The organism is Humibacillus xanthopallidus, from assembly GCF_044793955.1.
GTDB classification, from domain to species: Bacteria; Actinomycetota; Actinomycetes; order Actinomycetales; family Dermatophilaceae; genus Humibacillus; species Humibacillus xanthopallidus_C.
In genome coordinates this window covers 3,780,121-3,798,466 of record NZ_CP084995.1, presented here as the reverse complement: position 1 = coordinate 3,798,466, position 18,346 = coordinate 3,780,121, and the positions used below count along the sequence as shown (strand labels likewise).

The window sequence follows — 18,346 nt, the reverse complement described above, 5'->3', positions numbered from 1 at the left end:
CCCTCCCCGACTGGCTCAAGTGCGACAGAATCGGTGTCGATGAACGCCACACTTCGCGGACCCGCCCTCGTCGACGACACCGTGCTGCCCGACGTGCTCGTGCGCGTCGACGGCGACCGCATCGCCGCGGTCACCCCCCTCGTCGCAGGCACCGAGCCGCCGCCCGGCGCCGACGCGGCCGAGCGGGTGAGCGGCACGATGCTGCCGGCCTACGTCGACATGCACTGCCACGGGGGCGGGGGCACGGCCTTCACCGACCTCGACGACGCCGCTGCCGCACGCGCTGCCGAGCACCAGCACGCGCGCGGCACGACGAGCCTGCTCGGCAGCCTCGTGACGATGAGCCCGCGCGACCTCGAGCGGGGCGTCGCCATGCTCGCCGAGATCGCCGACGACGGGCTCATCGACGGGATCCACCTCGAGGGGCCGTGGCTCGCGGAGGCGCGCTGCGGCGCCCACGACCCGACGCTGCTGCGCGACCCCACCCTCGCGGAGGTCGAGCGGCTCCTCGCCGTGGGGCGTGGGCACATCCGGCAGGTGACCCTCGCCCCGGAGCGCGACCACGGGATGGACCTCGTCCGCTGGCTCACGACGGCTGGCGTGCACGCGGCGGTGGGGCACACCGCTGCGAGCTTCGCCCAGGTCGAGCAGGCGATCGCAGCCGGAGCCGACGTCGCCACCCATCTCTTCAACGGCATGGACCCGTGGCACCACCGCGTGTCCAGTGCCGTGCCCGCCCTGCTGCGCGGTGCGGCCCGCGGTGGTGTGGTCCTCGAGCTCATCGCCGACGGCGTGCACGTCGCCGACGAGACCGTGCGCACCATCGTCGACCTCGTCGGCGCGGGCTCGGTCGCCTTCGTCTCCGACGCCATGGCCGCGGCGGGGGTGGGCGACGGCGGCTACGTGCTCGGCGGCCTCGACGTCGTCGTCCACCAGGGTGTCGCCCGCCTGACCCACGCCCCGGACGGCACGTCTCCCGGCTCCATCGCCGGAGGCACGAGCCACGTCGCCGACATCGTCAGCCTCCAGGTCCGCCACGGGCTCCCCCTGGCGTATGCCGTCCGGGCCGGCGGGCGCACCCCTGCCCGCCTGCTCGGGCTGCGTGACCGCGGCGCGCTCGAGGCGGGAGCGCGCGCAGACGTCGTCGTCGTCGACGAGGACATCCGGGTGCAGCGGGTGATGCGGGCCGGACGCTGGCTCGGCGGCTCCTGACCGGTTGGCTACGCTCGCCGGGTGACGACTCCCCGCTGGTCCACCGCCGTCTTCGACCTCGACGGCACGCTGGCCGACACCATCAACCTCATCGTCGAGTCCTACCAGCACGCGTTCCGCACCGTGCTGGGTCGTGAGGAGGACCCCGACGTCATCCGGTCCTGGATCGGCCGACCGCTCATCGGTGCCTTCCGCGACCATTCGCCGGAGCAGGCCGACGAGCTGTATTCGACCTATCTGCAATGGAACACGGACAACACCGAGCGGCTCATCCGCACCTACGACGGTGTCATCGACGTGCTCGGAGAGCTGCGGGCGGCCGGAGTGCACGTCGGCATCGCCACGTCGAAGCGGCGCGAGTCGGCCCAGCAGGCGATGGACATCCTCGGCATCAGCCAGCACGTCGACGTGCTCGTCGCGATGGAGGACACCGACCGCCACAAGCCCGATCCGACCCCCCTGCTGCTGGCCCTCGAGCGGATGGGGCGCAGCAGCAACGGCGCCGTCTACGTCGGGGACGCCGTCGTCGACGTGCTCGCCGGCAAGGCGGCCGGCATGGACACCCTTGCCGTGACGTGGGGTGCCGGCTTGCCGGATGCGCTGCACGCGGTGCGACCCAACGCCGTGGCGTCGACCGCCGACGAGCTGCGCGCCGCGTTCCTCGGCTGACACCCGGCCGGCCTCAGCCCGAGGTCACCAGGAGTCAGCAGCGGTCACCGCATTCACAGCACAGGCAAACCTGACTCACCACCAGCACAGGCAGAACGGGTGACCGACCGGGTCGGCATAGACCCGGTAGCCCGCGTCGGCGGAGTGCTCGTGGCTGTGCAGGTGCCGTGCGCCCAGACCCACGGCACGCTCGTGCGCGCTCTCGATGTCACCGACGTGGAAGTCGAGATGCAGCTGCTGCTGCACCTGCGGGTCGGGCCAGGTCGGGGCGACGAAGCCCGCGGCCCGATGGAAGCCGATGCTCGTGCCGCCGTGGGGAGCGTCGAGCGTGACTGCCCCACCCTCCTCGAGGGCCTCGGGGCCCACCTCGGGCATCGGCCAGTCGAGCAGCCGGGCGTAGAACTGCGCCAGCGCTGCCGGGTCGGCGCAGTCGAGCACCACCGTGTCGAACGTCGGGACCGCGTCGTCGGGCGTGGGTGCCACGGGGACTCCTCATCGGGTCGGCAGTCGGGTCAGCGCCGGCTCGGGCCAACCGGTCATCTCGCCCTCCGACGCTACTCGCGTCATCGGCCGGGCAGGCCCGAGCGCGTCGGAGGGTGCGTCAGAGGGTGCGTCAGAGGGTGCTCAGCGGTGCCAGCGCGAGGGCCTAGCATCGGGCCGTGCACAGCTTCGACAAGGACCCCGACCACATCGCCGTCGACAAGGTCCTCACCTACGCCCGCGAGCGACTCCTCATGGACCCCATCCCGCTCGACGGGCCTCAGTCCGAGGACTACCTGCTCTCCGCCGCCGGGCAGACGATCACCGCGGCTGGCCTCGGCTCGACCCGGGCGATGGAGCTCTTCGAGCACACCCTCGCCCCGGCCTGCCTGTCGACCGACCACCCCCGCTACCTCTCCTTCATCCCGTGCGCCCCGACGCGCGAGGCCGCGGCCTTCGACGTCGTCGTCGGGGCCTCGTCGATCTACGGCGGCTCCTGGATGGAGGGGGCGGGCGCCGTCTACGCCGAGAACCAGGCGCTGCGCTGGATCTCCGACCTCGCGGGCCTCCCCGAGGAGGCTGGCGGTGTCTTCGTGCCCGGTGGCACGGTCGGCAACCTGTCGGCGCTCGTCACCGCACGGCATACTGCCCGCGCGAAGGCGCTCGCGGAGGGCACCGGGGCGCGGCCCTTCCGCATCGCGGCGACCGACAACGCCCACTCGTCGGTGACGTCGATGGCGGCCGTCATGGACGCGGAGGTGTGCGGCGTCGTCGTCGACGACATGCTGCGGATGACCGGCCCGGAGCTGCGCCGCACGCTCGAGGAGCACGGTCCCGAGACCTTCTTCGCCGTCGTGGCCACGAGCGGCACGACCAACTTCGGGGTCGTCGACGACCTCGACGGGGTGGCCGAGGTGTGCGAGGAGTTCGGCATCTGGCTGCACGTCGACGGGGCCTACGGCGGCGCCGGCCTCGCCGCCCCGTCGGTGCGACACCTCTACGAGGGCATCGAGCGGGCCGACTCCTTCATCGTCGACCCGCACAAGTGGCTCTTCGCGCCCTTCGACTGCTGCGCGCTCATCTATCGCGACCCGTCGCTGGCGCGCGCCGCGCACACGCAGGAGGCGGGCTACCTCGACGTCATCACGAAGACGAGCGAGTGGAACCCGACCGACTACTCGATCGGCCTGACGCGCCGCGCCCGCGGACTGCCGCTCTGGTACTCCCTCGCCGTCCACGGCACCGATGCCTACGTCGAGGCCATCGAGGACACCCTCGCCGTGACGCGGCACGCCGCCGCCGAGATCGAGCAGCGCCCCTACCTCGAGGCGGTGCGCGAGCCCGACCTGTCGGTCATCGTGTTCCGCCGCCTCGGCTGGTCGCCTGACGACTACCAGGCGTGGACCGACCGCCTGCTCGACCAGGAGTTCGCCTTCGTCGTGCCGACGACCTTCCGCGGAGAGACGCTGACGCGCTTCGCCGTCGTCAACCCGCACACGACCAAGGAGGACGTGACGGCCATCCTCGACACGATGGCCTGAGGGTCTGATGGGGCCCGTGTGACGGGTGAAACGCAGCGGACGAGTGCGATCGGGACACGCCCCGGCACGGCCCAGCAGGCAAATGACACCCCTGTCATTTGGGTCTATGGTGGGGGCGGAGCCAACGCCTGACCGCACCACCTGACGACCGCAGCGAAGACGGGGACATGAGCACAGACCACGCCACGGCGCAGCCACACCGCCACGACTCGGAGCACGGCCTGTCGGCCCGCGACCTCGAGATCCTGGCGTTCGAGCGCCAGTGGTGGAAGTACGCCGGGTCCAAGGAGCAGGCCATCAAGGAGCTCTTCGACATGAGCTCCACGCGCTACTACCAGGTGCTCAACGCCCTGCTCGACAACCCCGACGCGCTCGCCGCCGACCCCATGCTCATCAAGCGACTGCGCCGCATGCGCGCCAGCCGCCAGCGCGCTCGCACGAGCCGCCGCCTCGGCATCAACGTCTGAGTCCGGCTCAGTCTCTCTGAGCCTGTCTGGCCCTGGCTGAGTCTGTCCACGCTGGACCCCACGTCCGCGCATCGGCGCGCCGGTCGTGATTCACTTCGGGCATGGCCGAGGTCGTGATCCGTCGCGCGGGTCCCGATGACGCCTTCGTCGTCGCCGCGCTGCACCTGCAGTTCGCCCGCGAGCTCGGTATGCCGTCCGAGCAGGGCTATCTCGACCGTTTCGTCGACGCGTGGCTGGCTGACCGGCCAGACCGCCCGACCTGGATCGCCGAGAGCCGTGGCGAGCACGCCGGACTGCTCGAGACCCGACGCATCCGGGCCCTGCCCTGGCCGGGCCGTGCCGACGTCAGCTGGCTCCACGTCGGTGGCCTCTTCGTCGCGCCGACCTGCCGCGACCGCGGGGTGGGCCGCGCGCTCACCGAGGCGATGATCGAGTGGGCGCGCACGACCGACGTCAAGTGGATCCGCCTCAACGCCCCTGACGCGCGGGCGCAGGAGTTCTACGAGCGGCTCGGCTTCAGCTCGCCGGGCCGACTCATGGAGTTCGAGCTGCGGGACTCGCAGTGACCTCCGGACCGGCGGGTGGTCCCACCGCAGCCGGCCCCACGAACTCGCTCGTCGACGTCGCGGGCATCCGCGTCGGCCACCTCACCCGCGACGAGCCGGGCTGGCTCACGGGCGTCACCGTCGTGCTGGCCCCGCCCGGCGGCGCCGTCGCCGGAGTCGACGTGCGCGGGGGAGGGCCCGGCACCCGCGAGACCGACCTGCTCGACCCGCGCAACCTCGTCGACCGGGTCGACGCGGTGCTGCTCGGCGGGGGCTCCGCTTTCGGGCTCGCAGCCGCCGACGGGGTGATGGACGCGCTCGCCGCCGACGGCCGCGGCTGGCCGATGGTCACGCCACCTGACCCCGCCCGGGTCGTGCCCATCGTGCCGGCCGCGATCCTCTTCGACCTGGGACGGGGCGGCCCGTGGGCCCACCGTCCGCGCGCCGAGGACGGCAGGGCGGCATACGCCGCGGCGACCGACGCACCGCCCGGCCAGGGCAACGTCGGCGCCGGCACGGGCGCCAGGGCCGGTGGCCTGCGCGGCGGGCTGGGCACGGCGAGCGCCACGCTGCCGTCGGGCGCCACGGTCGCCGCGCTCGTCGTCGTCAACGCGGTCGGCTCGGCCGTCGACCTCACCACCGGCCTGCCGTATGCCGTCGGGCTGGGGCTGCCCGGCGAGTTCGCTCACGTGCGGCAGCCGAGTCAGGCGGATCTCGTTGCGGCGCAGGAGCGCTGGCGGGCTGACGTCGAGGCGGCGGAGACGGCCAGGCCAGGTCTCGCGACCACGATCGGGGTCATCGCGACCAACGCGACCCTGACCAACGCGCAGTGCCAGAAGATGGCGGGGGTCGGCCACGACGGCATCGCCCGCGCGGTGCGCCCGGTCCACACGCTCTTCGACGGCGACACCCTCTTCGCCCTGGCCACGGGTAGCGGTCCGGCGCCCGACCCTGGGGAGCAGACGGCGATCATGGAGGCCGGGGCCGACTGCGTGGCGCGCGCGATCGTGCACGCGATGCTCGCGGCGACCTCGGTCGACCGGGCCGCGCACGGCGGGGTGGCGCTGCGGTCGTGGTCAGACGCCTTCCCCTCCGCGCTGGCCTGACCGGAGCCGCGGGTCGGTCAGAGCCAGGTCTCGAGCAGCTCGTGGGCCAGCTCGCGCGACAGGCCGGGGCGCAACGACGAGAGCTCGATGTCGGCCGCCGCGACCAGCCGGCGTCGGGACTCGAGGATGGACCGCTCCGGGGTGACGGGTCGCGCCTCGACAACCTCGATGCGCAGGTCGTCGCGGGGGTGGCTGTCGTCCCAGCGCAGATCGCCACCCCGGGCGCGGGCTCGGGCGGCGACGATCTCGGACGGGGTGGGTGCCGGTCGCGTGCGCACCTGCTCCAGGGCAGCGAAGGGGTCCTCCCGCCGACGGGCGGCCGAGCCGGCGACGGTGTGCAGGCCGCTGGTGTTCATGACGGTGAGCAGCAGCCGCACGACGGCTGCCGTGCCGGCGACGTCGGCAGCCCGGAGGTCGGCGCGGTACTCGCGGTGCTGGCGGTCGGTCGCGGCCAGCCTCTCGAAGGCGAGCAGCAGGGCAACAGCAGGCAGCGAGAGCAGACGCAGCAGGCCCGATCCCATCGCGTTCATCGTCGCCGTGCCACCCCAGCCGCCGTCGTCGACGCTTGACCTGCCCAGCTCGGAGTAGGCGTCTGCCGGCAGCGGGGTGATCAGCGTGGCGAGCCGCTCGAGGACGACGTGGGCCTGGCCGACGAGCACGGCGCGAAGGGTGTCGCGGGCGGCGAGGTGACCGAGCTCGTGCCCGAGGAGCGCGATCCTCTCGTCGTCGGTCAGGTAGGTCCAGCACGGCAGGCCGATGACGAGTGCCGGTCGCAGGAGCCAGCCGGTGCTGACGACATGAGCGTTGAAGTCGAGGTCGACGTGGATGCTCGCCGGTGGGCGCGCGCCGAGGTGGTCGGCCAGGGACGTGACGAGACGGTGCGTGTGCGGGAACTCCTCCGCGGGCAAGAGCTCCGCGTCGGTGACCTGCTGGGGGCGAGGGAGCACGGCCACGACCACGACCCAGCCGACCACCACGCCGACCCAGCCCCAGAGTCCCTTGGGCTGGACGGTCGCCCACAGCAGGAACACGACGGCGGCGACGAGCCCGAGCAGCACGACCACGGAGAAGCCGACGAGGGCCGTCGAGGTCGCGCGGCGGGACGACGCCGCTCCGTGCGCGACGACGTCGTCGTGGGCGCGCCGCGCGGCCCGGTCGACGTAGGCGCGCTGACGGCGGCCGAACCACGAGATCTTCGCCGCCGTGCCGGCTGCGCCAGCACGAGGGCTCGGGCCCGGGGTGTGACCGGGATGGTGCTCAGACACGGGCGTCCTTCTGCGATGGGCGGGTGACGGGGATGCTACGGCCCGGCGCACCAGCGTGCACCCATGACCAGGGGCTCGCTCCGTCGGGTGGATCGCGGCGCGGATCCGGAGAATCGCCTCCCAAACCCCACCACGAGGCAGGAGACTCAGAGCAGATCATCCACACGACCCGTCGTGCAACGGCATGGAGCCTGCACCGGCAAGAGAACCGGAGCCCATGATGGCCCGATCGTATCGACACCTGATCACTGGAGTCCACGGACGAATCTCCGAGACCTTCACCCCGCCGGGCGGAGAGATCATGTCGGCGCAGGCGGTCGTGCACGTCTCGGCTGGACAGGTCGCCGTCCGCGACGCCGGACCGGGCGACATGGCGTTCGGGCCGGACGGCGGGAAGACGATGACGCAGCCCTTCGCCTACACCGTTGGCGACGCCGACGTCTGGGTGAGCAACGTGTCGCCACTCAGCCTGGAGGACAACCCCGCCGGTGCGTCGGGCGGCGTCGCGTACGTCCTGCACGTCGACTCGGCATCGCCCGTTGACGTCGCCGTCACGATCACGATCGAGGACCAGACCGTCTGGGCCATCGACTGAGCTCTCGACGCCGGAGTCGCAGCCGGCACCACGACGCTCACGCGACGGGCGGGTTGGCCTGCTCCCAGCCGCGGCGGATCGCGGACCCGAGCCACTCGAGGGGGTAGGGCAGTCGGTCGTCGGGCTCGCGCAGCGCGTCCTCAAGCGTGTGGCCACCGAGCCGGCGGGCGCGGATCACCGAGGCGACCGCCGCGATGTCGTCGCGCTGGGCCTCGGCGAAGGCGGTGTCGACCGGCCGGCCGTGCCCCGGGATGACGACCGTGCGATCGCTGGTCTGGTAGAGGTGTGAGGTCAGGGTGTCGGGCCAGTCGAAGGGCCAGCAGTCCCCGCCGAACGACGGGTGGGCGCTCTCCTCGATGAGGTCGCCGAGGAAGACCGCGTCGGTGTCGGGCACGACGACCGCGATGTCGCCGTCGGTGTGGCCGCGACCGGCATACGTCATCGTGACGACGCGGTCGCCGAGGTCGATGGTCGCATTGCTGCCGAAGGTGCGGTCGGGTGCGCGCACGACCGTGGCGAGCACGTCGGCGGCGTCCTGCGCGGTGTAGCCGAGCTCGGGCGCCGCCCCCGGGTCGGCCCGGAAGAGCGCCTTGACCCGCTCGGCGTCGGCAGCGATGGTGCGCCCGACGTTGTCGTGGGCGTGCACCGTGGCCGTGTCGAAGGCTGCGTTGCCGAAGGTGTGGTCGAAGTGCACGTGCGTGTTGACGACGTGGGTGACCGTGATGTCGCGGCCGAGCCGTCGCACGTCGTCGAGGGCGTGCCGACCCTGCGCGTCACTCGAACGCGTGTCGATGACGACGGCGCCGTCGCGGCCGAGGACGAGGCCGACATTGACGTCCCACGCGGGGTAGCGGGCCACGAAGACCCGGTCGGCGACCTCGACGAACCCGCGGGCGACCGACGGCCCGGTCGACGACCTCGTCCGGTGCCTCGTCTGTGGCCTCTTCGATGGGCCCTTCGGAGGCCTCGTCGGTGGCTGCGCCGTCATGCCCCCACGCTAGTGGCGGGAGCATTCGCCAGGCGCTCGATGCCCGATTCGCGCCCGTCTTCGTCTACGTTGGGTGGCCATGTCCCCCGATACCCGCACCGAACGACGACAGGCCCGCCACCGCCGCAACCTCGTCATCGGTTCGGTCGTCGGCCTCGCATCCGTGCTCAGCGCCGCCCTGGTCGGCGTCCTCCTCGTGGTCGGCCCGGGCGAGCCGCCGTCCGCCGCGCGCGCGGTGGGGCCTGCGTCGAGCGACTGGTCCGGGGCGGCCGACGACGTGTGGAGCAACGCCGCCCCGATGCCGTCGGTGACCACCTCGTCGGCCGCCGTCACCGGCACGCCGTCAGCCACGACCGGCACCTCAGGGCCCGCAGTGACGTCGGCCAATCCCGTCACCTCGACGACTGCCGCGCCTCGTCGCACCGCCGTCACGGTGCTGCGCACCGCCGCCGCACCCCAGCCGCCGGCCCCGACGTCGCCCTCGCCGAGGCCCACGGCGTCGACGAGCCCCACGACCGACGTCCCCCCGGGCCAGCTCAAGCGGCCCAAGCCCAAGACCCCGCCGCCGCCGCGGCGCTGAGACGTTCGCGCCGACGGCCCAGCCACGTCGCGGGACGTCGCACGGATCACCACGTGGGAGCCTGAGCGCATGGACTGTGTCTTCTGCTCGATCGTCGCGGGGGAGCTGCCCGCCGACGTCGTGCTCGACGAGCCGGACTTCATCGGCTTCCTCGACCGTCGCCCGGTCTTCAAGGGCCACGTGCTGCTCGTCCCGCGGGAGCACCTCGACACCCTGCTCGACCTCCCGCCCCGCCTGCACGCCGGGCTCACCGAGACGACCCAGCGCCTCGCCCGCGCTGCCGTCGAGGGTCTCGGCGCGCAGGGCACCTTCGTCGCGACGAACAACGTCGTCAGCCAGTCGGTGCCCCACCTGCACGTGCACGTCGTGCCCCGCACCAAGGGCGACGGCCTGCGCGGCTTCTTCTGGCCGCGCACGTCCTACGCCTCCGCCGAGGAGTCCGCGGGGTATGCCGCCCGCATTGCCGCCGCGCTCGGGCCGAGCCGTCAGGGCTGACGCCACCACACGGCATACGGCAGCGTGGCAGGGCGTTTCGGGGGTGCTCGGGGGCGCAGGCCGACCGCGGCCACGAGCGCGCGAGGGTTTGCACTCTCACCCGGAGAGTGCCAATAATGGCGTTAGCACTCTCCATGGGGGAGTGACAGATCCGGGCCGTATGCCGAGGGGCTGGGTCCCACAGCGACGTGAGCTGCGGGGGTCGGTCCCGTCCGTCGCGGGCGACATGCGGTCCACCACACATTTTTCGCGTGGGAGGAACCACCCGAATGGCAAAGACCATTGCTTTTGACGAAGAGGCACGCCGCGGCCTCGAGCGGGGCATGAACATCCTCGCCGACGCCGTGCGAGTCACCCTCGGCCCGAAGGGCCGCAACGTCGTGCTGGAGAAGAAGTGGGGCGCACCCACGATCACCAACGACGGTGTCTCGATCGCCAAGGAGATCGAGCTCGACGACCCCTACGAGAAGATCGGCGCGGAGCTCGTCAAGGAGGTCGCCAAGAAGACCGACGACGTCGCCGGTGACGGCACCACGACGGCCACCGTGCTCGCCCAGGCCATGGTGAAGGAAGGCCTGCGCAACGTGGCCGCCGGCGCCAACCCGATGGCGCTCAAGCGCGGCATCGAGAAGGCCGTCGACGCCGTCTCCGCGACCCTGCTCGAGCAGGCCAAGGAGATCGAGACCAAGGAGCAGATCGCCTCGACCGCCAGCATCTCGGCGGCTGACGAGGAGATCGGCGCGCTCATCGCCGAGGCGATGGACAAGGTCGGCAAGGAAGGTGTCATCACCGTCGAGGACTCCAACACCATGGGCCTCGAGCTGGAGATGACGGAGGGTATGCGCTTCGACAAGGGCTACATCTCCGCCTACTTCGTCACCGACACCGAGCGCATGGAGACCGTGCTCGACGACGCCTACGTCCTCGTCGCGAACTCCAAGATCAGCAACGTCAAGGACCTGCTGCCCCTCCTCGAGAAGGTCATGCAGTCGGGCAAGCCGCTGCTCATCATCGCCGAGGACATCGAGGGTGAGGCCCTCGCGACCCTCGTCGTCAACAAGATCCGTGGCACGTTCAAGTCGGTCGCCGTCAAGGCCCCCGGCTTCGGAGACCGCCGCAAGGCCATGCTCACCGACATCGCCATCCTCACCGGTGGTCAGGTCATCTCCGAGGAGGTCGGTCTCAAGCTCGAGAACGCCACCCTCGACCTGCTCGGCCGGGCTCGCAAGGTCGTCGTCACCAAGGACGAGACGACCATCGTCGAGGACGCCGACGACCGCTCGCAGATCGAGGGCCGCATCGCCCAGATCAAGGCCGAGATCGAGAAGTCGGACTCCGACTACGACCGCGAGAAGCTCCAGGAGCGCCTCGCCAAGCTCGCCGGCGGCGTCGCCGTCATCAAGGCGGGCGCGGCCACCGAGGTCGAGCTCAAGGAGCGCAAGCACCGCATCGAGGACGCCGTGCGCAACGCCAAGGCTGCCGTCGAGGAGGGCATCGTCGCCGGTGGCGGCGTCGCGCTCATCCAGGCCGCAAAGGTCGCGTTCGAGTCGCTCAACCTCGAGGGTGACGAGGCGACGGGCGCCAACATCGTGCGCGTCGCGACCGAGGCCCCGCTCAAGCAGATCGCGATCAACGCCGGTCTCGAGGGTGGAGTCGTGGCCGAGAAGGTGCGCGGGCTCGAGTCCGGTTGGGGCCTCAACGCCGCGACCGGCGAGTACGTCGACCTGCTCGCCGCCGGCATCATCGACCCGGTCAAGGTGACCCGCTCGGCGCTGCAGAACGCAGCCTCGATCGCGGCGCTCTTCCTCACGACCGAGGCCGTCATCGCCGACAAGCCCGAGAAGAACGCGCCGGCGATGCCTGGTGGCGACGACATGGGCGGCATGGGCGGGATGGGCTTCTGAGCCCAGCACCTCCCGGCAGCACAGCCTGACCGAAGGGCGGTTCCCCACGAGGGGAGCCGCCCTTCGGCGTGCCCGGAGGTATGCCGCCCCGTCAGGCCCGCGGGCTTCATGCTTTGCGCTGTGGTGTGCGTTCGGCACCCATCAGTTGGCAGGGGTGCCGAACGCGCGACCAGTCGTGCGCCTGACACCTGTGCGGTGCCGGAGGTGCCGAATGCACGGCTGGTGGGGAGCGGCTCAGCGGAGGCGGGCGAGGGACTCGGTCACGGTGGCGAAGGTCGTGGCGTCGACGGCGACGCCGGATCGCCGCAGGGCGAGCACCGCGGCGCCGACCAGACCGTCCTCGACGACGTGGATCGGCAGCGAGCGCCCGGCGTGCTCCAGCGAGGCTCGGACGAGGTGAGTGACGGCGGCCTGGTGCACGAGCACGCTGCCGCCGAGCACGACCGGCCCGTCGAGGTCAGGCAGCAGGGTCGCCGCCAGGGTGTTGGTCAGGGCCAGGCCGGCCCGGGCGATGATGTCGGCCGCGACCGCGTCGTCGACCGTCGCCACCGCAGCGAAGGCGAGCGGAGCGAAGCGGGCCAGGTGGACGGGCGGCACGGCATACAGCTCGCGCACGAGGTGGCGCAGCGCAGGGTGCTGCACGGCACCGGGGGCGAGCGGTTCGGCCTTGGACGTGGCCGCCCGCGGGACGGCCTCGAGCAGCAGCGGCGTCAGAGCGGTGCTGGCCCCGCGCCCGTCGAGGTCGGCGCTGACGGCGCGCACCACCTCGCGGCCGATCCAGAAGCCGGAGCCGTCGTCGCCGAGCAGCCAGCCGAGGCCGTCGCAGGTGGCGGCCACCTCGCCGTCGACGACGCGGACGGCTGCGGCGCCCGTGCCGGCGACAAGCGCGTAGCCGCTCGCCTCGTGCGTGCCGGAGAAGTAGAGGGCGAGCAGGTCGGGCTCCACGGTGAGCGCCGCGGGCACAGTGGCGCTCACGAGGGCGCCGCGCAGGGTCGCCGCCACCTCGTCGTCCTCCGCGACCCGGCTGCCACCCGCCATGGCCACCGACGTCGAGCCGACCGCAGACCCCGGGAGCCCGGCAGCTGCGAGGGCTTGCTGCACGGCGTCGCGCATCGATGCGGCGGCAACCGCCGGTCCGGCGGAGATCGGGTTGCCGCTGCCGGATCGCCCGTAACCCAGGCACCGGCCGTCGGAGCCCAGCACGACCGCCCTCGTGGAGGTGCCGCCGGCATCGATGCCGAGATGGGTCATCGTTAGCGTTTTGACATCACTCAATCGTTGACCCCGCCGCCGCGATGGGAAAGATTTTCACTGTTGCCTCCAGACAAGTGAGATGAATTTTCACATGCCCTCAGCGAACCGCGTGTCGCACCGAGCAGGATCCGCCGACGCCAGCCCCGGCGTCGCGCACCGGATCCATGCGAAGCGTCCGCAGATGTCCGCTGCCATGGCCAAGATAGCCGCACTTCTGCTCGAGAATCCGACTGCGCCGCTCAACCTTTCGATCACCGAGCTCGCCCAGCAGGCAGGCACCTCCGCGGCGACCGTGACGCGCTTCTGCCGGGCGATCGGCTACGCCGGCTACGTGCCGCTGCGGGTGGGGGTCGCGGCCGACGTCGGGCGGGGCGATGCCAACGAGTCCTGGCACACCGACATCGGCCGCGCCTTCGAGCCCGACGACTCCGCGGCCCAGGTCGTGCAGGCCCTCTTCAACACGCACTCGCGCTCGCTCCAGGCGACGGCGGCCTCGGTCGACCTCGAGCAGTTCTCGCGGATCGCGGCCAGGATCGCCACCTGCGACCACCTCGACATCTACGGGATCGGGGGCAGCGCCGGCATGGCCACCGAGATGGCGATGCGGCTCTATCGGATCGGGATCAACGTCCACGCGTGGTCAGAGGTGCACCTGGGCCTCACGAGCGCGGCGATCCAGGACGATCGCAGCGTCGCCATCGGCATCTCCAACACCGGTCGCACGCAGGAGACGGTGCAGATGCTGTCGCAGGCGAGGTCGACCGGCGCCCTCACCATCGCCATGACGAACCGCGCCGACTCACCCCTCGCCCTGCTCGCCGACGAGCACCTGCTCACCGCGACTCCCGACGAGTACCTCCAGCCCGACGAGCTCTCGGCCAAGCACGCCCAGCTGTTCGTCCTCGACCTGCTCTACGTCCTCATCGCCCAGCAGAACTTCCCCCGCACCACGACGAAGCTGGCCGCCTCGGCGATGGCGGTGCTGCCGCACCGCCGGCCGCTGCGCAAGCAGGCGGACCCGGGGCCTCCCACCCCAGCCGTGGGCGACGCCGCGGACACGCCGACCTCCGCCCCGACCTCCCGCTCGAGCTCCACCCCACGCCCCACCTTCCGAAAGGACGTACCGCATGGCTGACCTCATCGGGCAGATGACCGAGGAGACCACGAGTCGCATCGAACGGATCGCCGAGTCGGCTCGCGACGGCGGGCTCGACGACGCGATCACCCTGATCGTCGACGCGATCGAGTCCGGTGGCGTGCTGCAGGCGTTCGGCACCGGTCACTCCCAGGCCTTCGCCATGGAGATCGCCGGGCGGGCCGGCGGTCTCATCCCGACGGCCCGGGTCGCCCTCAGCGACCTCGTCGTGCTCGGTGGTCAGGACCCGGCCGTCCTCGCGGACGCGTCGACGCTCGAGCGCGAGCCGACCGTCGTCGACGCCCTCTGGGAGCTCACGGCCGCCGCTCCCGGCGACCTCTTCCTCATCGCCAGCAACTCGGGGGTCAACGGCTCCATCGTCGGGTTCGCGCTCAAGGCCAAGGAGAACGGTCACCGCGTCATCGCCGTGACCAGCCTCGAGCACACCGCCCGCGTGACGCCCAAGCACCCGAGCGGCAAGCGTCTCAGCGAGATCGCCGACGTCGTCATCGACAACCTCGCCCCCTACGGCGACGCCACCCTCACGCTGCCCGGAGATGTCGCGGTCGGTGCGGTCTCGTCGATGACCGCCGCCTTCATCGCCCAGCTGCTCACCGTCGGCGCTGCCGGTCGGCTGGCGGCATCGGGCACGACCCCGCCCGTCTACCTCTCGGCCAACATCCCCGGCGGTGACGAGCACAACCACCGCCTCGAAGACCGCTACGGAGACCGACTCCGTCGCCACGCCTGACCCACCCACCCACGAAAGGGATGAACAGCACCATGAGCATCGAGAAGAAGGCATTCGACCGCCGCACCTTCGTGCGTGGAGCCCTGGGGCTCGCCCTCACCGTGCCGCTTGCGGGCACCCTCGCGTCCTGCGCGGGCAGCAGCAGCAGCCCGGACACCGCCGCGGGGCCCACGGGCGCCGTGTCGAAGGACAACCCGTTCGGCATGGCCGAGAAGTCGACCATCGACGCCGTCATCTTCAACGGTGGCTACGGCATCGACTACGTCACCTTCGCGGCCGCGATCCTCGAGAAGAACCACCCGGGCAGCACCGCCAAGGTCTCGCCGTCCACGCAGATCGCCCAGGAGCTGCAGCCGAGGTTCGTCGGTGGCAATCCGCCCGACCTCATCGACAACTCGGGCGCCGGGGCCATCGGCTTCAGCACGATCATCGACCAGCTCGAGGACATGACGAGCCTCATCGAGGCGCCCAACCTCGAGGGCACTCCCATCAAGGACACCCTCTTCGGCGGCGTCACCAAGCCGGGCACGTTCGGTGACAAGTTCGTGGCGCTCAACTACGTCCTCACCGTCTATGCGCTGTGGTACTCCGACGCTCTCTTCCAGGCCAACGGCTGGACCCCCCCGAAGACGTGGGACGACGCCATGAAGCTCGGCGCCGAGGCCAAGGCAAAGGACAAGTACCTCTTCGTCTGGGGCAAGGAGGCGGCCACGTACTACCAGACGATGGCCATCGCCTCGGCGATCAAGCAGGGCGGCGACGAGGTCCGCCTCTCGCTGGAGAACCTCGAGGGTGACTGCTGGTCCAAGCCGGCCGTCCAGGCCGTCTTCACGGCCATGGGCGAGATCGTCAAGGCGGGCTACTTCAAGCCGGGTGGCTCGGGCACGCAGTTCACCGCCGCCCAGGCGCAGTGGAGCAACGACGAGTCGGCCCTGCTCTACCCCTCGGGCTCGTGGATCGAGAACGAGATGATGAAGCAGACCAAGGAGGGCTTCAAGATGACCGGGGCACCCGAGCCCACGGTCGATGCCAGCTCGGCGATGCCGTACGAGGCCATGCACAGCACGGCCGGCGAGCCGTTCGTCATCCCCTCCAAGGGGGCCAACGTCGCCGGCGGCAAGGAGCTGCTGCGCGTCATGCTCTCCAAGGAGGCGGCGACCAACTTCTCCAAGACGCGGCTGTCGCCGACCATCGTCAAGGGCATCGTGCCAGAGGACGGCTTCGGTTCCACCGCCCTGGTGTCGCAGACGAGCATGCTCGAGGCCGCGGGCGACAAGATCTTCACGTGGAACTTCGTCGACCTCTACGGGATGAACAAGGACCAGCTCGTCGTGTGGAACAGCTTCCTCGCCGGTGACACCGACGCAGCCGGACTGACCTCCGGCCTGCAGAAGATCACCGACACCGTGCGCAACGACGACTCCATCAAGAAGGTCACCGTCTCATGACCAACCCCGCGCTGGTCGGGGCCCCCGACGGCCAGGCGGGGTCGAGACGTCGGCGGTCCAGACGGCGGCTGACCTTCGACCGGGTCAGCTTCATGGTCGTGTTCCTCGGGTTGCCGCTGACGATCTTCGTGGTGTTCGTCATCTGGCCGTTCGTCCAGGCGTTCTACTACTCCCTGACGAACTGGTCCGGCTTCACCCCCGACATGGACTTCATCGGCCTGGCGAACTACCAGAAGCTGCTCGCCGACGACATCTTCATGACGGCGCTGTGGAACAACGTGCTGCTGGCGATCGTCGTGCCGCTCGTCACCATCGTGCTCAGCCTCGCGCTGGCCACGATGGTGACGGTCGGGGGCTCCGGCCACGGAGCGGTCCGGGGGCTGCGCAACTCGAGCTTCTATCGCGTCGTGTCGTTCTTCCCCTACACGATCCCGGCGATCATCACCGGACTGCTGTGGGCGCAGATGTACGACCCGTCGCGGGGACTGCTCAACGGGTTGCTCACCGGCATCGGGCTCGAGAGCTTCGAGTCCTTTCCGTGGCTCGGTGACACGAGGACGGCGATGCCGGCGATCATGTTCGTCATCATCTGGAGCTTCGTGGGGTTCTACATGGTGCTCTTCGTCGCGGCCATCAAGGGCATCCCGTCGGAGATGTACGACGCTGCCCGGATCGACGGTGCGGGCCGGTTGCGCACCGCGTTCTCGGTGACGATCCCGCTCATCCGCGAGAACGTGCAGACGGCCTACATCTACCTCGGCATCCTCGCCCTCGACGCCTTCGTCTACATGCAGGCGATGAACCCCGGGGGCGGGCCCGAGAACTCGACGTTGGTGATGTCCCAGGACCTGTTCACGACGGCGTTCAGCAAGGGCCAGTTCGGCCTCGCGAGCGCCATGGGTGTCACGCTCGCCGCGATGACCCTCGTCTTCGCGGGTCTGGTGTTCCTGGTCAACCGGCTCACCGGTGGCGGCCAGCGGGGGGAGGCGCGATGAGCACCGCAACCGAGCCAGTGAGCTCGAGCCCGAAGGCACTCGAGCACAAGGCGTCAGGCACCGACCGCGCCTTCAGCATGTCGGCCCACACGGTGCTCATCGTCTGGTCGACGATCGTCATCGTTCCGCTGCTGTGGACGGTGATGACCTCGTTCAAGTCGACCAGCGAGATCTTCGCATCGCCGTTCTCGCTGCCCGAGAACTGGGACTTCACCAACTACGTCAACGCCTGGACGACGTCGGGCATCGGGGACTTCTTCATCAACACGGTCATCGTGGTCGGGGCGGCACTCGTCATCGTCATGATCCTCGGTGCCATGTGCGCCTACGTCCTGGCGAGGTTCGACTTCTTCGGTGCCCGGGCGATCTACTACCTGATGCTCGCGGGGCTGACCTTCCCGGTCTTCCTCGCCATCGTGCCGCTGTTCTTCGTCCTCAAGAGCGTCGGTCTGCTCAACACCCTCCCAGGGCTGATCCTCACCTACGTGGCCTTCGCCCTGCCGTTCACGGTGTTCTTCCTCTACCCCTTCTTCAAGGACCTGCCCGACGAGATCGCCGAGGCAGCAGAGGTCGACGGTGCGGGGGAGTGGCGCAAGTTCTTCCAGATCATGTTGCCCATGGCCAGACCGGGCATGGCATCGGTGGCGATCTTCAACTTCCTCGGCTTGTGGAACCAGTTCCTGCTGCCGGTGGCGTTGAACACGAACCGCGACAACTACGTGCTGTCGCAGGGCATGGCGTCCTTCGCCTCACAGGCGAACTACGCCGTCGACTTCGGTGCCCTCTTCGCGGCCGTGGTCATCACGGTCGTGCCGGTGTTCATCGTCTACCTCATCTTCCAGCGTCAGCTGCAGGGCTCCGTCACGGCCGGCACGATGAAGTAGCGCATCCCGGTCGCCGGCAGTGCACCGGAGGG

At 70.7% G+C, this 18,346-nt stretch carries 19 protein-coding genes; 15 read left to right on the top strand and 4 right to left on the bottom strand.

Annotated features, from left to right (window positions below; all coding sequences use genetic code 11):
• Positions 1-39: 39 nt before the first annotated feature.
• Positions 40-1,212 (top strand): N-acetylglucosamine-6-phosphate deacetylase, encoded by a 1,173-nt coding sequence (locus tag LG278_RS17155; protein WP_404388705.1) that lies wholly within the window; start codon positions 40-42, stop codon positions 1,210-1,212.
• A gap of 21 nt (positions 1,213-1,233) precedes the next feature.
• Positions 1,234-1,881, top strand: a complete 648-nt coding sequence (locus LG278_RS17150) for an HAD family hydrolase (protein ID WP_404388704.1) — start codon at positions 1,234-1,236, stop codon at positions 1,879-1,881.
• 75 nt (positions 1,882-1,956) lie between these two features.
• Here the strand turns inward: LG278_RS17150 and LG278_RS17145 are convergent, their stop codons facing one another.
• Entirely contained in the window at positions 1,957-2,364 is a 408-nt protein-coding gene (locus tag LG278_RS17145; RefSeq protein ID WP_404388702.1) for a VOC family protein, read from the bottom strand.
• A 176-nt stretch (positions 2,365-2,540) separates the two neighbouring features.
• On the opposite strand from LG278_RS17145, the gene LG278_RS17140 reads away from it, so the two are divergent.
• The 4 genes from LG278_RS17140 to LG278_RS17125 all read left to right on the top strand — a co-directional run bounded on the left by LG278_RS17140 (position 2,541) and on the right by LG278_RS17125 (position 6,020).
• Complete coding sequence (locus LG278_RS17140) at positions 2,541-3,902, top strand: pyridoxal phosphate-dependent decarboxylase family protein (RefSeq protein WP_404388701.1); 1,362 nt, start codon at positions 2,541-2,543, stop codon at positions 3,900-3,902.
• Between the two features lie 167 nt (positions 3,903-4,069).
• Complete coding sequence (locus LG278_RS17135) at positions 4,070-4,369, top strand: DUF3263 domain-containing protein (protein WP_404388700.1); 300 nt, start codon at positions 4,070-4,072, stop codon at positions 4,367-4,369.
• A 101-nt stretch (positions 4,370-4,470) separates the two neighbouring features.
• The gene (locus LG278_RS17130; protein ID WP_404388699.1) at positions 4,471-4,935 is read left to right on the top strand and encodes a GNAT family N-acetyltransferase; all 465 of its coding nucleotides are present in this window, start codon (positions 4,471-4,473) and stop codon (positions 4,933-4,935) included.
• A complete protein-coding gene (locus LG278_RS17125) occupies positions 4,932-6,020 on the top strand; it encodes a P1 family peptidase (protein WP_404388697.1) in 1,089 nt (362 codons plus the stop codon). The genes LG278_RS17130 and LG278_RS17125 overlap by 4 nt, the downstream gene beginning before the upstream one ends.
• A 17-nt stretch (positions 6,021-6,037) precedes the next feature.
• Here LG278_RS17125 and LG278_RS17120 read toward each other — a convergent pair whose 3' ends face one another.
• A complete protein-coding gene (locus tag LG278_RS17120; protein WP_404388696.1) occupies positions 6,038-7,285 on the bottom strand; it encodes a M48 family metalloprotease in 1,248 nt (415 codons plus the stop codon).
• 301 nt (positions 7,286-7,586) lie between these two features.
• Here LG278_RS17120 and LG278_RS17115 point away from each other — a divergent pair, with 301 nt between their 5' ends.
• Positions 7,587-7,880, top strand: a complete 294-nt coding sequence (locus LG278_RS17115; protein WP_404388694.1) for a hypothetical protein — start codon at positions 7,587-7,589, stop codon at positions 7,878-7,880.
• A gap of 37 nt (positions 7,881-7,917) precedes the next feature.
• Here LG278_RS17115 and LG278_RS17110 read toward each other — a convergent pair whose 3' ends face one another.
• Positions 7,918-8,868 carry an MBL fold metallo-hydrolase gene (locus tag LG278_RS17110; RefSeq protein ID WP_404388693.1) on the bottom strand — a complete coding sequence of 317 codons (951 nt, stop codon included), beginning with the start codon at positions 8,866-8,868 and terminating at the stop codon, positions 7,918-7,920.
• A gap of 79 nt (positions 8,869-8,947) precedes the next feature.
• On the opposite strand from LG278_RS17110, the gene LG278_RS17105 reads away from it, so the two are divergent.
• The 3 genes from LG278_RS17105 (at position 8,948) to groL (ending at position 11,847) form a co-directional block, all read left to right on the top strand.
• Entirely contained in the window at positions 8,948-9,448 is a 501-nt protein-coding gene (locus LG278_RS17105) for a hypothetical protein (RefSeq protein ID WP_404388692.1), read from the top strand.
• Between the two features lie 69 nt (positions 9,449-9,517).
• The gene (locus LG278_RS17100) at positions 9,518-9,943 is read left to right on the top strand and encodes an HIT family protein (RefSeq protein WP_404388691.1); all 426 of its coding nucleotides are present in this window, start codon (positions 9,518-9,520) and stop codon (positions 9,941-9,943) included.
• Between the two features lie 269 nt (positions 9,944-10,212).
• Positions 10,213-11,847, top strand: coding sequence for a chaperonin GroEL (groL, locus tag LG278_RS17095; protein WP_404388690.1), 1,635 nt, complete (start codon positions 10,213-10,215; stop codon positions 11,845-11,847).
• A gap of 234 nt (positions 11,848-12,081) precedes the next feature.
• Here the strand turns inward: groL and LG278_RS17090 are convergent, their stop codons facing one another.
• Complete coding sequence (locus tag LG278_RS17090) at positions 12,082-13,098, bottom strand: N-acetylglucosamine kinase (protein WP_404388689.1); 1,017 nt, start codon at positions 13,096-13,098, stop codon at positions 12,082-12,084.
• Positions 13,099-13,282: 184 nt separating this feature from the next.
• Here LG278_RS17090 and LG278_RS17085 point away from each other — a divergent pair, with 184 nt between their 5' ends.
• The 5 genes from LG278_RS17085 (at position 13,283) to LG278_RS17065 (ending at position 18,314) form a co-directional block, all read left to right on the top strand.
• On the top strand, positions 13,283-14,236 hold the full coding sequence (locus tag LG278_RS17085; protein WP_404388687.1) for a MurR/RpiR family transcriptional regulator: 954 nt from the start codon (positions 13,283-13,285) through the stop codon (positions 14,234-14,236).
• Complete coding sequence (locus tag LG278_RS17080) at positions 14,229-14,987, top strand: sugar isomerase domain-containing protein (RefSeq protein ID WP_404388685.1); 759 nt, start codon at positions 14,229-14,231, stop codon at positions 14,985-14,987. Before LG278_RS17085 ends, LG278_RS17080 begins: the two co-directional genes overlap by 8 nt.
• 32 nt (positions 14,988-15,019) lie before the next feature.
• The gene (gene ngcE, locus LG278_RS17075; RefSeq protein ID WP_404388683.1) at positions 15,020-16,435 is read left to right on the top strand and encodes an N-acetylglucosamine/diacetylchitobiose ABC transporter substrate-binding protein; all 1,416 of its coding nucleotides are present in this window, start codon (positions 15,020-15,022) and stop codon (positions 16,433-16,435) included.
• Complete coding sequence (locus LG278_RS17070; RefSeq protein WP_404388682.1) at positions 16,432-17,430, top strand: carbohydrate ABC transporter permease; 999 nt, start codon at positions 16,432-16,434, stop codon at positions 17,428-17,430. The genes ngcE and LG278_RS17070 overlap by 4 nt, the downstream gene beginning before the upstream one ends.
• A gap of 77 nt (positions 17,431-17,507) precedes the next feature.
• Complete coding sequence (locus LG278_RS17065; RefSeq protein ID WP_404393702.1) at positions 17,508-18,314, top strand: carbohydrate ABC transporter permease; 807 nt, start codon at positions 17,508-17,510, stop codon at positions 18,312-18,314.
• Positions 18,315-18,346 lie beyond the last annotated feature (32 nt).

Excerpts from the sequence above, each read along its gene's own strand:
- LG278_RS17155 (WP_404388705.1), top strand. The coding sequence starts at position 40 with ATGAACGCCACACTTCGCGGACCCGCCCTCGTCGACGACACCGTGCTG.
- LG278_RS17135 (WP_404388700.1), top strand. The coding sequence starts at position 4,070 with ATGAGCACAGACCACGCCACGGCGCAGCCACACCGCCACGACTCGGAG.
- LG278_RS17130 (WP_404388699.1), top strand. The coding sequence starts at position 4,471 with ATGGCCGAGGTCGTGATCCGTCGCGCGGGTCCCGATGACGCCTTCGTC.
- LG278_RS17115 (WP_404388694.1), top strand. The coding sequence starts at position 7,587 with ATGTCGGCGCAGGCGGTCGTGCACGTCTCGGCTGGACAGGTCGCCGTC.
- LG278_RS17110 (WP_404388693.1), bottom strand. The coding sequence starts at position 8,868 with ATGACGGCGCAGCCACCGACGAGGCCTCCGAAGGGCCCATCGAAGAGG.
- LG278_RS17105 (WP_404388692.1), top strand. The coding sequence starts at position 8,948 with ATGTCCCCCGATACCCGCACCGAACGACGACAGGCCCGCCACCGCCGC.
- LG278_RS17100 (WP_404388691.1), top strand. The coding sequence starts at position 9,518 with ATGGACTGTGTCTTCTGCTCGATCGTCGCGGGGGAGCTGCCCGCCGAC.
- groL (WP_404388690.1), top strand. The coding sequence starts at position 10,213 with ATGGCAAAGACCATTGCTTTTGACGAAGAGGCACGCCGCGGCCTCGAG.
- LG278_RS17090 (WP_404388689.1), bottom strand. The coding sequence starts at position 13,098 with ATGACCCATCTCGGCATCGATGCCGGCGGCACCTCCACGAGGGCGGTC.
- LG278_RS17085 (WP_404388687.1), top strand. The coding sequence starts at position 13,283 with ATGTCCGCTGCCATGGCCAAGATAGCCGCACTTCTGCTCGAGAATCCG.
- LG278_RS17080 (WP_404388685.1), top strand. The coding sequence starts at position 14,229 with ATGGCTGACCTCATCGGGCAGATGACCGAGGAGACCACGAGTCGCATC.
- ngcE (WP_404388683.1), top strand. The coding sequence starts at position 15,020 with ATGAGCATCGAGAAGAAGGCATTCGACCGCCGCACCTTCGTGCGTGGA.
- LG278_RS17070 (WP_404388682.1), top strand. The coding sequence starts at position 16,432 with ATGACCAACCCCGCGCTGGTCGGGGCCCCCGACGGCCAGGCGGGGTCG.
- LG278_RS17065 (WP_404393702.1), top strand. The coding sequence starts at position 17,508 with ATGTCGGCCCACACGGTGCTCATCGTCTGGTCGACGATCGTCATCGTT.